Raw genomic sequence first — 14732 nt, 5'->3', positions numbered from 1 at the left:
ATTTTTCACTGAAAAATAAAAAACATTGAATCTTGCTGGTTCTGGCACGTTTCTTGCTTGAATTAAGGATGCACAATGCTGAAGGAGGAAACGAAGATGAGTGTGGGAACGGAAATATATCGCAAAACCTTATTAACCGTGGCAGGCAACAAAGCAGTAGAGAACCTGTCCATTAGATATGGTAAGAAGCTGGCAGGCAAATTTATTGCAGGAAACACCTTGGAAGAAGCTCTCCAAGAGATCCACATACTCAATAATAAAGGCATTATGGCTACGCTCGATCACTTGGGCGAAGGTATCACCCGCATGAGCGAAGCGGCATTATACAGGGATGAGTATGTACGACTGGTAGAAGGCATTGCACGTGAAGGAGCAGACTCCAACGTCTCGCTGAAACCAACCCAGATGGGCCTCGCACTCGACCCGGAAGAGGGTTATCGAAATATCCGTACCGTTGCCGCACAAGCCAAATTGCATGATCTATTTGTTCGAATTGATATGGAGGATAGTCCATTTACTCAAGCGACGCTGGATATGGTTCGAAGACTGCACTCGGAAGGACTGCATAATACAGGCACAGTATTGCAAGCCTACCTGCATCGCACCGAAGAAGATACACGTGATATGATTCGGGAAGGCATTCGGCTTCGTCTGGTTAAAGGTGCTTACAAAGAACCCGGATCAGTCGCCTATCAGAATGCTTCTGAAGTCATTCATCAATTCAAAACGATGATTCGTAATCACCTCGATCAGGGTGTGTACACTGCAGTTGCCTCGCATGATGATCACATCATTAACTGGACGAAACAATACGCCAAGGATCGGGGAATTTCGCCGGATGCCTTTGAATTTCAGATGTTATATGGTCTGCGCATGAGCGAACAGGAACGTCTCGCCAAAGAAGGCTATCGCATTCGTTGTTACGTACCTTATGGCACCATGTGGTATCCGTACTATACCCGTCGTTTGGCTGAAAAACCGGCTAATCTCTGGATGGTCGTTAAGAATATGTTCCGATAGTTATTTTCCAGCTGTATCAATATATAAATAAAAAACAGCAAAAATAAAACCATGCTGCCTCTTTCTTTCTGGGCACATGGTTTTTTCTGTACAAACACTTTACCAGATCATCCAACTTTCCTTTTCTCCGGTTCTTCTCTTAATGTCTAAAAAATTAGCATCCCCAATTTTAAATGTCTATTTTTTTGGACACACCCATTTATTAATCAAAATTACAAGCTCGAAAAGGCTAACTGCTTAACTGTTGAATAAGAATAGAAGCATTAACATTTGTCTGTGTTCCACCTGCTAGTGTTTGCAGACCAACAGCTGATGCGCTGGAATGATTCCGCAATGTCAGCACATCACCGGGAGCAGCCGTAATAATGACCATGCCTGGATTCGGTTGAGTGCCAGCTCCTGAACCATAGACACTGCCACCTACAGGGGCTCCGTTTTGATAAAGGGTGAATTGGTTTGCCTGCACACCTGCAACGTTGAAAAACACCGCATAGTCCCCGGCATTACCAATAATAATCGCAGCGGTATTGGCCGTGTGAATAATACCGGTAAGATTTGCGTTGCTGTCGAAGATTACATCCGCTTCAATAGCTACAGTTTGAGCTGATGTATTAAAAATATAAGCGTACGAGGACAACCCTTGCCCTGCTGTACCGGTTGCTCCAGTGACACCTGTCGTTCCGGTTACTCCGGTGACGCCTGTTGTTCCGGTAACCCCAGTGCTTCCTGTTACTCCCGTAACGCCAGTGCCTCCTGTTACTCCTGTAACGCCCGTGGCTCCTGTTACTCCGGTGGCACCGGTGCTTCCCGTGATGCCCGTGATGCCCGTGATGCCCGTGATGCCCGTCGCTCCTGTCACTCCAGTAACTCCTGTGGTCCCTGTCACACCCGTAACTCCTGTGACGCCCGTGGCCCCTGTCACACCCGTTGTGCTCAGCGTTTCTCCCAACAACTCCTGGGATACCAATCGGTGAGCCGCGACTAATTCGCCTTCGCCATCTTTACCCCATACGGATATTTGTGCTTCTGGAGCAGCCGTGTCTGAGGTTGAAAATACAAACTCAAAAGCATCAAAATTCCCATTATAAACTTTGGTGATGACCTGATTAGGTGATACATTGAGCAGTTCTTCTACATATAATGTTCTGACTCCATTAAGGTAATAGCCCCGAAGAAGCACCGTGAACATTTCTGTCGCATTCCGGTTATCGATTTTGACCGTAACGGATTGAGTCGGTCTGATCCCTGTTATCCCTGAAATATTATTCTCAATGGGCCCAGTTGATAGAATGGCCATTTCATCACCCTCCTTTATTCTTCTTCATGCGGATTGAGCCTTCATATAGCATTATTCAGAAGTTTCTTAATGGTGTGGACAATTCATGTTTTATATGAATAATTACTTCAACTGTCCGTGTAGCAGATTGAGAAATAACCGTTTAATCTGTTTTTTCAAATGTCAATTTTATTAACTCAACCCTTACCCATATCACTAAATGCTTCATATGAATTAGCATTAATTCCTTGAAATAATATTAAAAGGGAATAAAAGAAATGAAAATTCAACATTTATCTCTTCTGTGCGGATAACATGTATGCTTCATGTCAAAAAATATATACACACTACAACTGGAAAGTTATAATATGGGTAACCATCATTCTCCAGTCATTTCATATGTAGATTACTTTGTAAGTAACTCGTGTAAAAGAAGTTGTTTCCAAAAGTTATGTTCTAACTGAGGTGATATCGATGAAACATTTACTTCCAGAATTAATGTCTTTATTGCGTACGGATATGGATGTTCTGGATACAGACCTCCCCACACTTACCATTCCGTCATCAACATCGTTGATAGATGCCTTCTGCTTATTCGACACATCTTCTTATCTATTCATTCAGGATGATGGCCCCCTTTTGGGATATATCGCCGTATCCGATGTTTTGCATGCCATGATGCATGCCCATCGCTTAATAGAAGCTTATTTTGAGACCACACTGGAGACAGCGGGTTCAGCTCTGACATTAATTAATGAAGACGCCAAGGTGGCCTACTGGACAACTGGCGCGGAGCATGTTTTTTCGATCAGCAAAAAAGACATCATCGGACAACCCGCAGCGGACTTTTTTCCTCCAGATCGGCTACAATCTCTCAAGACGTTGTATACCGGTGAAACGGTCTACCGCAAACAGCATCAGCCAAGACCCGACTTGTTCGCCCTGATTAATGCTCGTCCTGTCCAACTGGATGGACATATTGTGGGTGCAGTTGCTGCTGAAGTGGATATAACAACCGAAATACGATTACATCAGGAACTATTACATATGACTTCCAAAGTCCAGCATCTGGAGAAAGCCGTTGCTCGGCTACGCCCCGAATTAGATCCATTCGCCAGAATCAAGGGCAGCAGCTTAGTCATCAAGCAGTGCTTGGAGACCATTCGCAAGATCAGTACCACCTCAGCAACCGTACTTATCCTCGGAGAGAGCGGCACAGGCAAGGAGTTATTCGCCAAAGCCATTCATGATCTTCGTGAATTGCAGACTGCACCGTTTATCGCTATTAACTGTGGGGCAATTCCTGCTTCATTGTTTGAAAGTGAATTATTCGGCTATGAGAAAGGCGCGTTCTCAGGCGCGGATCCCAAAGGCAAAAAGGGCAAGATTGAGCTTGCCGAAGGGGGGACTCTTTTTCTGGATGAGATCGGTGAGATGCCATTGGAATTGCAAGTGAAACTGCTTCGGGTGTTGCAGGAGAGGAGTTACTTTCCTGTGGGGGGAACGCGCATGAAACAGGCCAACTGCCGGATTATCGCTGCGACCAATCAGAATCTATTAAGTATGATTGCCCGCAATCAATTCCGGGAAGATCTCTACTATCGGCTGAATGTCATTAACCTTGTGATCCCTCCTTTGCGCATGCGCAAGGAAGATATATATGAATTAACCCAGACGTTCCTTCAAGAATTCTCATTGCTCTATAACCGTCATATTGAGTTGGTTCCACCTGAAGTGTTCAAGTTGCTGTTCCAGTATGATTGGCCAGGCAATGTACGTGAACTACGAAATGTGATCGAACGCCTGACCATTCTGACGACAGATGGTGAGGTGAAGCAGGAATACCTGCCTGATACCATTACCTCCCTCATCATGCAAGAACAGTCCGAAGTTCAACTGAATTCTGGCATTCATTCACATGCCTACAGCAAAAATCAACAACGTCAGGATTTGGCGGGAGCAGAACCAGAACAAGAACCTCGAACGGTTGCAAATGCGGACGAATTAGATCATTCAGATGATTCCGAACTTGTCTCCAACGTTACCTACCAGCAAAAATTGGATACTTATGAGGCGAAACTTCTAATTCAATATCTGAAAGCAGCAGGTGGCAACAAACGAACACTCGCCAAACAACTCGGCATCTCCAGAGCAACGCTCTATAATCGCATGAAGAGGCTTGGTCTATGACCAGCCTCTTCTTGTCGTTATGATCGGTATTATGAACGAATAGAACCCTACAAAATCCGCGCCAAGCGAGTCAGCGCTGTTCTGAGATGGCGATAGAATGTCGCCCGACTCATGGAACACGTCTGGGCTGCGGCAGTTGGATTGCCAGCATGCGTCCAGTAGGCCGCGTATAACAGCATCTGATCCTGTGGAGATAGGCCATGTACTCTGCCTTCCAACAGATCCATGACATACAGCTGTAACTGGATTCCATCCTTTACTCCTCTAACCCTGCCAGCATATTCATGCAATTCTCCCGGGGAACGAAGATCCCCCAACATCTTGCGAACATCCTGTTCAGTCCAGATTACACCATCCACTTCCGTTGTTTCCGGCTGTATACGATCTTCTGTTGATTCCGGATCAAGCAGAGACATGACCCACTCTCCGAATTGCCCACTACGCAAATCCAAATCAAGTACGTCCGCCCGGTCCTCGAATCTGTCAGAGACACGGGTGCGGGTTCTTCGCATCTGGAATCCAATGCTCTGCAAAAACAGTTTCAAATGAGGATTCGTTGCAACGAGTATCGCTCGCGCACCATCACCCAGTAGAGATAGTCGATCCAGTGCCATGTATCCCACCAGTTCTTCTCGTGTATAACCAGGCACATCATCTCTTGCCGCAGCCAGCAAAGCAAAGTGCGTATCACTCTGATCCGGGTCATTCTCAAGTTCCTGTGGTGTGAAACATTCATACATCTCATTTGGAAAATATTTTAGTAACAACTCACTACTCTCCCTATGTACAAGGATGGTAATGAACATGGCAATTGTCTCCCCAAGCTTGTCACGCATTAATACGATTCCTTCGGGATAACGATGTGCCAGTTCATCCAGGAAGGGACCATAGGATGCGGCTTGCCATGGTTCCACGCTGTACTCACACCATTGCTGTAACAGGCTGTGCAGAACGGGCAGATCCTCGCTTCTCATCGTTTCAAGAGGTGAGAACAAGGAATCACGGGACACATCTGCATACTTGCGGTATTGAAGCATGGATTCCTGACAGAGCAACAGCATCTTCCGGGCGATCTGGCGACGCTCATGTGGACCCGCCTGCTCATGCAGTGGTTTCAGCAGCTTCACAATCTTGATACGCATGGTCTGCAACCGATGAGGCTCACGCTGGCGAAAATCTCGTAGTAGATGTACTCTGGCCATATCATGCAGGGCAAGACCATCCGGGCCGGAACGGATAAACGACATCTGTCTCAGCATGTGGTACTCTTCTTTTGTCACGGTCATATCCAGTACTGATGATAATAATTCCTGATTGGCTGTCTCAAGCAGTGTTAGTACCTCCACTACGGGATGCAGACGGGGTGTCGTAAGTTCCAATAATAATCGAGCACTGATCATATGTGACAGTTCAGCCCATTCGGACTGCGGAAGATTCCTCCTCTGATCTGCAGCTTCTACAGCAAGGGCCAGCCCCAGCGGATGTCCATCGGTCATTCTCGTGATGGTACCTGCCATCCCTTGATTCAGAAAACCTGCCACCGTGATGTATTCCGTAATCTCATCAACTGTAAAATGTTGAAGCCGCATCTGTATAAATCTCTGATGTAATCGGGGATGTGTCCGCCAGGTGGATGCCAGTTCCGGGCGTGATGCAAGAATGACAAGTATCCCTCTTAACGGAAGTTTGGATACAAAGACTTCCATGAACCAGCTTTCTAACAGAGCGAGCTCTTCATAATTATCCACGGCCAGGACCAATCTCTTCTCAATCGATGAGTCTCTCAGCAGACTCAATGGCCGTGGGTATCCTTCACTATCCATTGTTTCCAATCCTAATGTAGAGGACAAATAATCCATAAAAACGGAAGGAGTCGCCCCACATGATCGACCATCCATCCAGATTGCCGTCGCACCTCGATCCCGAGAGACAGATAACATCTCTGAAAGCAAGGAAGATTTACCAATGCCTCCCATGCCCGTAATTGAAAATATGGTTAATGGGGCTTCCGGATGATTGAACCACCGCTCCAGTGTCTTCAGTTCCTTGGCTCGACCAATGAAACGTTTGCCATCCTCAACATATTTGTCGTATTGAGCCTCACTACTGTTTCCCATATATGTCCTCCGTACTAGATACTGGTACTTTTAATATACTTTATTTTCTCACAAAATTGAGACTATATTGAGACGCGCAATTGGGTGTGAAGTGATAGAATCTTGTTAAAAGCCAATTTATAGTAAATATTCAAAACAGCGGACATGGAAACGTTTAACACGGTATATAGACGCCTCCACGCTTTTTCTTAACTTAATGAATCATTCCGCCGATCAAGCACAGCCAACATGCATATGAGCATTTACTGATCTCGAATTCATGCTTCCCTTTCATACCCTACTACCAGCCCGATATTCCAGGAAAGGCGGATTTGTGTGAGAATAAACCTCGATATCTGTAATCTGAGCGGACAACTTGGAATCAATCCCAAACGACTTAATGAATGGCTGCACCAAAGTGGCATTTCAATGGAGGACAATGAAGCAGAACAGGAAGGACGTCCCGACCGGTCGTCACCCCCGTATCGGCTGGCTGCTCCTTCTTCATTATCACTGGCACCTTCCTCCGGTCAAACGAAGCTGTATCGGGGCCGACGCTCCACTTCCACCCTGCAACGCCTGCCTGCTTCATTACAACATACCCGGCGGATTAGTAAAAACTGCTAGACTGTGCACAAGGTAGTGTAAGATCGATGCACAGTCTGTGTTGCATCCCTTTCACCTCATCAAGAGGATTGCCACTGTCCATTCTCGATCATCGCGTGCGCGAGCAGCGCCATCTCCAGACAGATTCTTCTCCCTTGATCCATGTAACCTGGACCCATCAGTTCTTCCAGCTTCTCCAGTCTGTTGTACAACGTTTGCCGATGAATAAATAACTGGGCGGCCGCATCGCGCTTGGAACCAAAGTTCTGCAGGTAAGCATCCAAAGTCTCCACCAATCGCAGGTGATGCGTTTGGTCATGTTCAATCAACATACCCAGGTGATCCTGGACAAAGGGTTGCAGAAAGGATTGGGGTAACGCCTTTAACATTTGATATATACCCATACGTTCGTAAAAGTGAACATGTTCCATCGGATCTACCGATCTCGAAACTTCGATCACCTGATAGGCCTCCTGAAGGCTCTCCGGCAGGCTGGTCAAACGGCTGCGTAACTTGCCAAATCCCACATGGATCATAACCTGCTTCAAGTTACGACTGGCAAACCGTTTCACGTCCTGGGCAATCCCTTCCAGCAATCGCAGCAGTTGATGACGTGCAGCAGCCGATACCGCTTCCTTCGCACAGCACAGATATACCTGATTGTTCTTCAGTATAATCAGGCTAGGCAGATTGTTCATCTTGAGCAGGGAACGCAGCAGGACAAGAACATCCTGATGATTCGCTTCCATTCGCTCCCGGCCTGTACCCTTCAACCGATGCTCAATCTCTATAACCCCTCCAGCAAACCAATACTGTCCCTTCACCAGTAAACGAAGCCCCATTCGGGTCTGAGCCTGTTCCTCCTGATGGATGTTGCCATTCATCAGATCCTGGATCAGTTCATTCTGATTGCGGACCATCTTCTCTTCAAGAAACTGGGAACGAAGCGTGAGCGCTGCCGCCGCCTTTGCCGTATAATCGAGCAACAGCTTGAGATATTCCACTGGAGCTGCGGGATGCACAATCATGCCTACAGCCGAAAATACCTGGCCAAAACAGACGACCGGATGACACAACAGAGCCTTCTCTTCGTCCATGTGGAACCATAATTCGGTATCTGAATCATTCAAATCCAGATGTTCTACCTCTTGCTCATACCAGGTATAGATGGCCTGTTCCATCTCCGGAACAAGTTCGGGCACAAAACTGCCCGGCTCCATAGACGAAATGTACACCACCGGTTTGGCAGCGTACTCATGCAGCAGGTTCAGCACAGCAGACATATCCGTACTCTGTAATGTTCGTTGCTGAAGCTGACGGGAGTATGCTTCCAGGCTTTTCAGCAGTTGATGCTGATGATTAATGAGCAGAGAGTGAATATCCTGTGTGATCTCGACAAAGCGGACCGGTTGTTCAAACACGATCAGCGGAAACTGGTGTCTGTCCGCCAGTTCAATCAGTTCTTCCGGGATTCCGTATATGCTGGTACCAAACTCCACACATAGCCCCGCTGCCTCACTGCCAATGAGCTGAAGCAGATACTCTTCGCGCCCTTCTTCCGATTGAAGCCACAGTCCAGTGGATAAAATAAGATCATGAGGGCTTACGAATGGAGATACATTGGTAATCTCCAATACATGAACCCAGCCAACTTGACGGTTCACTCCATCCTTCCCTGCTGCTAGTCGTGCTCGGCCAAATACCGGACGTGCAAGGATATCTTTGATCGTAAACACACGGTCATTTTGCAATGGCGATCCCTCTTCGTGTTATTTTTTCTTACATTATAATCCATGGACAAATGTCCTGAACAGTCTTTTTCGACAATATGTTGAGTTCAATTTCTAAAGATTAGACATTAAGTAAGGTGCAAAACGATTATCCAAGTCATAAACTTGTAGTATAAGCTAACAACCAATAAATGGACGAGGTGCATGGTGATGAGAATCGGAATTCCCAAAGAAATCAAGAATAATGAGAATCGTGTAGCAATGACTCCGGCCGGGGCTGCTGATTTCATCAGAGCCGGTCACCAGGTACTGATTGAACAAGGCGCGGGGATCGGCAGTGGATTCACGGATCATGAATATCAAGCTGCGGGAGCCGAGATTCGGATGGATGCCAAGTCAGTGTGGACCGAGGCCGATATGATCATCAAGGTGAAAGAACCGCTTGCCAGTGAATATGGATATTTTCGTCCCGGACTGATTCTGTTCACCTACCTGCACCTCGCAGCAGAACCGGAGCTTGCCAAAGCCCTTATTAAAAGTCGGGTAACGGCTATTGCGTATGAGACGTTGGAGGTCAACAGTGCTCTCCCCCTGCTAACCCCCATGAGTGAAGTTGCAGGCCGTATGGCCTCCCAGATCGGAGCACAGCTACTGGAGAAAACAGAAGGTGGCAAGGGCATTCTCTTGTCAGGTGTACCAGGCGTCAGTCGGGGGAAAGTGGTCATTATTGGGGGGGGAACGGTGGGAACAAATGCAGCCAAAATTGCTATTGGTCTTGGCGCCGATGTGACCATCCTTGACCTGAATCTGAATCGTCTGCGTCAGTTGGATGATATCTTCGGCAATCAGATCCACACACTGGTATCCAGCCCGTCCAACATTGCAACAGCTGTTGCGGCGGCAGATCTGTTGATCTGTGCGGTGCTGATTCCGGGCGCCAAGGCGCCAACGCTTGTCAGCGAGCAAGTGGTGAAGACGATGGCACCGGGTTCGGTCATTGTGGATGTCGCGATTGATCAAGGCGGGATCGTTGAGACCATTGATCATATCACAACCCACGATGAACCGACCTATGTGAAACATGGCGTCGTGCATTACGCGGTGGCGAACATGCCGGGCGCCGTGCCGCGTACGTCCACGGTGGCGCTAACCAACGCCACCATGCCTTATGCGCTGCAGCTGGCCAACCATGGTGCAGCCGCCGCGATTCGCGGCAGTTCGTCCATTAGCAGCGCGGTCAACGCGCTGAATGGACACATCACGTATGAGGCGGTTGCCCGGGATCTCGGGCATGCCTATGTTCCTGCAGGTCAGGCGCTGGAGAATACCGCCGCTGTCCAGTAATCTTGATACGATCGTTCCACCCGGCGCCTTGTCGCCAGGTCTGTGGAACGTAATAGAAGCGCAAGTCGGGCAGATGATGTTCCCGGCTTGCGCTTCTTGTTTTTTTCACATATGAAATAACTCATTAGTTGGTATAAGGCCTTTAGGTTGCTCCGGTTTTGGCGCTTCAGACTGCTCGCTCACTGCAAACTTCGCGGAAGTTGCAATCCCGACAGGACCGGTGGGAAGGCATCGCTGTAAAGTAGGTGACGTCCTTTGGACGGTTATAGTATTCATCCTCAACACAGGATCGCATCTCCTCGATGTAACGACCCACGTTCTCCTCCACCTTCCGGATATCCTCTTCTGTGGCTGTAAACTCTCGGTGTTTTCCGGTTAACAGGTACTCCACTCGCAGCTCAATCTGTTCCAACGGAACCCGGTAGTGCTCTCTTACATAGGATGCGTACAACATTAGCTGATCGGAGAAGTCATCTTCCTTGCCGGTCTTCCAGTCCACAATGACAATATTGCCGTTACTGCGCCGATACAATAAATCCATCTTCACATACACGCGTGTATCGTGCAGCATCATGGTATCCCATTTCTCGATCTCCAGAATGTCTGTACTTGCCCGGGACAAGTCCTCCCACGTAAGCGTCTGGTACAGGTTACTGACACAGGCCGAAGCCCGCTCCTTAATCGTGGCGATCCGGTCATTCAACGTATCATCCCCGTAATAAATCTCGGACAGCATCGTGCGATTCTTGGGGTTCAGCCGCCACTGATCCGCGTCCATCGATTCCACATACGCCTGATTCAGCAGCTTGCGTATGGTCTGTTCCAGAAAGTGTTCACGCGGTTTATCTTTGCCCTCTTCTCTGCTGCGTACCGCCGACTCACACATCCGATGCGCGAGGTCTCCGAAGACAAGATACAGATTGCTGAGCTGCTTCAGACGGTACAGACGAACCTGCATCTCATCAGCAGAGTCTGTCTTCCAGCCGTTATGGGCACCGTAATAATGATAATAATATTTGCGCAGGCACTCATCGAACATACTCGCCCGCGACTGCGAATAAGACCACTGCGGGTATTGTGCCATAAGTAATCTGCCTTTCTGTATGCCGGATCTGTATGAGATCCCTTAATGCTCACAGTATAAAGCCCGGGCAACCTTGCCGCAAGCGCGCTTCCGTTATTTTCTTCTGACGCAACCGTTTCCGATTCGATCCGTATCGTTTATATAGTAACATCACCAAAAGATGAAATTGCGGAGCAGAACGCTTAATATACTTCATAGAGGGCAGCGAATCCGGGACCTGGATGCTGGTACGGGTCTAGCCCGGGGCCAGTGCGGGCCCGGCGCTAACGAATCTCACACACCTTATCACATGGATCATGAGGTTTTACGGAATCTAACGAACCCCAGACACGCTAATTAGTCTTATTTCGATTGTAGAACGTGTTTATTGCAAGCAAATGAGCCAATAGCGTGTCTCTGATTCGTTACATTTTCAGATCTGCCGATTTTCGTGAAATAAGACTTACTCCGTTCGTTAGAAAATGATTATATGAAAAAAAATTGTACAGGCATATCCTAAAAGGAGGCACCACCCATGAATCGACCGGATTGGTTCCAGGCGGAAGAAGCATTACAACAGATCCAAGTCATCGGAAGCGACCGGAATGAGCTCGTGAACATCATCGGCGATGTAGAAGGTTTAAATTGCATTGGCACAGGTACGGATGCGGCTGTATTTACGTATGACGGCTTGCCGCAGTATGCCTTGAAGATGTACTCGGATCATGCCTTGGACAAACTCGAAAATGAAAAGCAGGTATACGAGCAGCTCAAAGGTCTGCCATACTTCCCTACCTATTACGGCAGCGGCCGGAATGTACTTGTGATCAGTTTTGAACCCGGGGATACGCTGCTGGAATGTTTGGAAAAAGGAATCCCCGTCCCCGAGCAGGTCATGCTCGATGTGGACGCAGCGCGAGAAGCCGTTCGCAGCCGCGGGTTGAACCCTCGCGACATTCATCTGAAAAATGTAATTCTTCAGAACGGACGCGGGAAAGTAATTGACGTATCCGAGTATATTCAGGACGGCAATGACAATCGCTGGGAGCACCTTGTCTGGGCCTATCACAACATCTATCCGCGCATCAAAGGAACACCCATATCTCCACGCATGCTGCAAACGATCAAATGGGGATACAATCAGTTCGATCATGCCAACATCAAAATGGACGACCTCGCCAAGAAAGCCAATCGTCTGTTCTCCAGATTTATGAAATAAGCACGTTGTACACATAGATGATTGTCTTAATATTATTGAATCAAAACCACCCGGATAACAGCCTTGAAGAGGCCTTTATCCGGGTTATTCTTTGTATATGTGCGTATGCGTATGATTATTGTTACGGTAACCACTGCTGTGTGCTCTGCTTCTGCTTCTACTTCTACTTCTACTCACATTTGTGATTGCAAGTTACTTAGGGTCACAACCTTCGTTATGGACATTTTATTCGAGACTATTGCTAAACTGGTCGTGCTCAACCTTCTTTTCTTCCACGTCCCTGCGAGGGGGTCATACCCTTGTATTGTTTGTATAACTTCGTAAAATAGTTCGCATTGTCGCAGCCAACTCTGGCGGCGATCTCTGTAATGGTCAGGCTACTGCCTTGCAGCAGTTGCTCTGCCTCACTCATCCTGCAACCGTTCACGTATTCCACAAAAGTACGTCCGGTCAGCTTTTTGAACATTTTGCAGAAGTGATACGCATTCAATCCCACATGACTTGCCGCTTCCGTAACAGACATCTTACCTGTGGGATCCGCTTCAATCTGTGCAATCAACTTTTTGAAACGTTCGCGGTTGGGAAAATACGATCCGACCGTTTTATCCGGTAGCTGCTGCGGCATAAATGTTCGCGCAAGCAGGGTGAATAAGGCATGCAGCTTAGACTTCACCACGAGCTGATAAGCCGGGGGCTGTAACGCCATTTCCTCCACAGCTTCATTCAGCAAAGAATAATAGCCTGTGCAGGCTGTGTTTTCCTCTGCCGGTTTGACCGGAAATCTGACTCTTCCTTCCAAGTACGGCGCGACATATTGCTCATGCACAGGATCATGGGTGAAATCATGGAACAGTGCACGGTTAACTACAACGGAATCATAATGCACATCCCCCTCATCCAGAGCATATCCAACATGCAATGTGCCTCCAGGAATGATGATGACTTCACCTGCTCGAACTACATAAGGTTTGCTATCAATATGAAACAGCGCACTGCCCTTGCGCATAACAATCAGTTCAAAATGTTCATGCCAATGCAAATACAAAATGCATTCTTCAGCTTTCATATCTGAACACCGATTTTGGAACAGCTGAAATGGATGTGATTTATGGTCAATTCGGGTATTTTCGTGAAGCGCTTTCAGATCCAGCACGACTGCTTCCCCCTCTTCACAAGATCCGACTATTATTACACAAGATTGTTTAGAGCCATCCCGTTAATCCACGGCTATAATGAGTGTGTCACGAAGTACTATAAGCCAATATTGGAGTGAAATACAACCATGAATAAATCATTACGCATCGGTACCCTTGTAGGCGGGCAGGACGCCGTCCGCGTTATCCCGCAGATCATGCAACACGGCTTCGAATCATTTAACCTGACCTTCTGGCAAACAACTGGTGATCTGGACCTGGCAGAGACAGCCAAACGTGTCCGTGAAATCGTGGACGAACAAGGTATTGTCATCTCCGCGGTGAGTGTATTTGGTAACCCGCTCACAGGAGCCGGAGACAACGCCGATACATTGGCAAGTTGGGAGCGAGTGATCGATAATGCACAGCTCTTCGGTGCAGATATCGTCTCCGGGTTCACTGGAAGATTGACCGATCAACCCATTAACGAGTCCATCCCCCGGTTCAAGGAAGTATTTGGTGAACTGGCACGCCGGGCAGCAGACCGGGGTGTACGGATTGCTTTTGAAAACTGTGATATGGGAGGCACTTGGCAGACAGGCGACTGGAACATCGCACATAACCCAACGGCCTGGGAGATGATGTTTGATGCTGTTCCTGATGAAAATGTCGGCTTGGAGTGGGAGCCTTGCCATCAAATGTCCAGCCTGATTGATCCTATTCCACAGCTACGCAAATGGGCTCATAAAGTCTTCCACGTCCATGGCAAAGATGCCACGATTGCCTGGGATATTGTCAAGGAATACGGCGTGCACGGCCCACGGGAATTTGTCTGGCACCGCACTCCGGGCTTCGGGGATAACAACTGGGCAGACATAATCACCATTCTGCGCCAGAACGGTTATCAGGGCACGATTGATATTGAAGGCTGGCATGATCCCGTCTACAAAGACGAACTCGAAATGACCGGACAGGTGCATGCATTGCGATATTTGAAACAATGCCGCGGCGGCGATTTTGTGCCCAATCCGGTATAGGAAACCAAGCGAGCTGTA

The 14732-nt window shown here is 47.8% G+C and carries 11 protein-coding genes; 6 read left to right on the top strand and 5 right to left on the bottom strand.

Features of this window, described 5'->3' with window-relative positions:
* Positions 1 to 96 precede the first annotated feature (96 nt).
* Positions 97 to 1020, top strand: a complete 924-nt coding sequence (locus MKY87_RS21570) for a proline dehydrogenase family protein (protein ID WP_339785869.1) — start codon at positions 97 to 99, stop codon at positions 1018 to 1020.
* Positions 1021 to 1249: 229 nt separating this feature from the next.
* Here MKY87_RS21570 and MKY87_RS21565 read toward each other — a convergent pair whose 3' ends face one another.
* Positions 1250 to 2317 (bottom strand): hypothetical protein, encoded by a 1068-nt coding sequence (locus tag MKY87_RS21565; RefSeq protein ID WP_340966139.1) that lies wholly within the window; start codon positions 2315 to 2317, stop codon positions 1250 to 1252.
* 453 nt (positions 2318 to 2770) lie between these two features.
* Between MKY87_RS21565 and MKY87_RS21560 the strand changes: the two genes are divergently transcribed.
* Positions 2771 to 4486 carry a sigma-54 interaction domain-containing protein gene (locus tag MKY87_RS21560; RefSeq protein WP_340966137.1) on the top strand — a complete coding sequence of 572 codons (1716 nt, stop codon included), beginning with the start codon at positions 2771 to 2773 and terminating at the stop codon, positions 4484 to 4486.
* A gap of 47 nt (positions 4487 to 4533) precedes the next feature.
* Here the strand turns inward: MKY87_RS21560 and MKY87_RS21555 are convergent, their stop codons facing one another.
* On the bottom strand, positions 4534 to 6603 hold the full coding sequence (locus MKY87_RS21555; protein ID WP_340966135.1) for an nSTAND1 domain-containing NTPase: 2070 nt from the start codon (positions 6601 to 6603) through the stop codon (positions 4534 to 4536).
* Positions 6604 to 6918: 315 nt separating this feature from the next.
* On the opposite strand from MKY87_RS21555, the gene MKY87_RS21550 reads away from it, so the two are divergent.
* On the top strand, positions 6919 to 7209 hold the full coding sequence (locus tag MKY87_RS21550) for a hypothetical protein (protein ID WP_338591651.1): 291 nt from the start codon (positions 6919 to 6921) through the stop codon (positions 7207 to 7209).
* A 59-nt stretch (positions 7210 to 7268) separates the two neighbouring features.
* Here the strand turns inward: MKY87_RS21550 and MKY87_RS21545 are convergent, their stop codons facing one another.
* Complete coding sequence (locus tag MKY87_RS21545; RefSeq protein ID WP_340966134.1) at positions 7269 to 8939, bottom strand: PucR family transcriptional regulator; 1671 nt, start codon at positions 8937 to 8939, stop codon at positions 7269 to 7271.
* A 189-nt stretch (positions 8940 to 9128) separates the two neighbouring features.
* Between MKY87_RS21545 and ald the strand changes: the two genes are divergently transcribed.
* On the top strand, positions 9129 to 10262 hold the full coding sequence (gene ald, locus MKY87_RS21540) for an alanine dehydrogenase (RefSeq protein ID WP_340966133.1): 1134 nt from the start codon (positions 9129 to 9131) through the stop codon (positions 10260 to 10262).
* A 166-nt stretch (positions 10263 to 10428) separates the two neighbouring features.
* On the opposite strand, the gene MKY87_RS21535 is transcribed toward ald, so the two are convergent.
* Complete coding sequence (locus MKY87_RS21535; protein ID WP_036606467.1) at positions 10429 to 11346, bottom strand: PD-(D/E)XK nuclease family protein; 918 nt, start codon at positions 11344 to 11346, stop codon at positions 10429 to 10431.
* A 514-nt stretch (positions 11347 to 11860) separates the two neighbouring features.
* On the opposite strand from MKY87_RS21535, the gene MKY87_RS21530 reads away from it, so the two are divergent.
* Positions 11861 to 12544 carry a serine/threonine protein kinase gene (locus MKY87_RS21530; RefSeq protein WP_340966132.1) on the top strand — a complete coding sequence of 228 codons (684 nt, stop codon included), beginning with the start codon at positions 11861 to 11863 and terminating at the stop codon, positions 12542 to 12544.
* Between the two features lie 256 nt (positions 12545 to 12800).
* Here MKY87_RS21530 and MKY87_RS21525 read toward each other — a convergent pair whose 3' ends face one another.
* A complete protein-coding gene (locus MKY87_RS21525; RefSeq protein WP_340966129.1) occupies positions 12801 to 13697 on the bottom strand; it encodes an AraC family transcriptional regulator in 897 nt (298 codons plus the stop codon).
* 129 nt (positions 13698 to 13826) lie between these two features.
* Here MKY87_RS21525 and MKY87_RS21520 point away from each other — a divergent pair, with 129 nt between their 5' ends.
* A complete protein-coding gene (locus tag MKY87_RS21520; RefSeq protein WP_289391380.1) occupies positions 13827 to 14714 on the top strand; it encodes a sugar phosphate isomerase/epimerase family protein in 888 nt (295 codons plus the stop codon).
* Positions 14715 to 14732 lie beyond the last annotated feature (18 nt).

Source organism: Paenibacillus sp. FSL R7-0198 (assembly GCF_038000415.1).
GTDB lineage: Bacteria > Bacillota > Bacilli > Paenibacillales > Paenibacillaceae > Paenibacillus.
The sequence above is the reverse complement of the archived record's forward strand: the minus strand, read 5'-3'. Positions and strand labels throughout refer to the sequence as shown.

Excerpts from the sequence above, each read along its gene's own strand:
- ald (WP_340966133.1), top strand. The coding sequence starts at position 9,129 with ATGAGAATCGGAATTCCCAAAGAAATCAAGAATAATGAGAATCGTGTA.
- MKY87_RS21560 (WP_340966137.1), top strand. The coding sequence starts at position 2,771 with ATGAAACATTTACTTCCAGAATTAATGTCTTTATTGCGTACGGATATG.
- MKY87_RS21530 (WP_340966132.1), top strand. The coding sequence starts at position 11,861 with ATGAATCGACCGGATTGGTTCCAGGCGGAAGAAGCATTACAACAGATC.
- MKY87_RS21570 (WP_339785869.1), top strand. The coding sequence starts at position 97 with ATGAGTGTGGGAACGGAAATATATCGCAAAACCTTATTAACCGTGGCA.
- MKY87_RS21555 (WP_340966135.1), bottom strand. The coding sequence starts at position 6,603 with ATGGGAAACAGTAGTGAGGCTCAATACGACAAATATGTTGAGGATGGC.
- MKY87_RS21535 (WP_036606467.1), bottom strand. The coding sequence starts at position 11,346 with ATGGCACAATACCCGCAGTGGTCTTATTCGCAGTCGCGGGCGAGTATG.
- MKY87_RS21520 (WP_289391380.1), top strand. The coding sequence starts at position 13,827 with ATGAATAAATCATTACGCATCGGTACCCTTGTAGGCGGGCAGGACGCC.
- MKY87_RS21565 (WP_340966139.1), bottom strand. The coding sequence starts at position 2,317 with ATGGCCATTCTATCAACTGGGCCCATTGAGAATAATATTTCAGGGATA.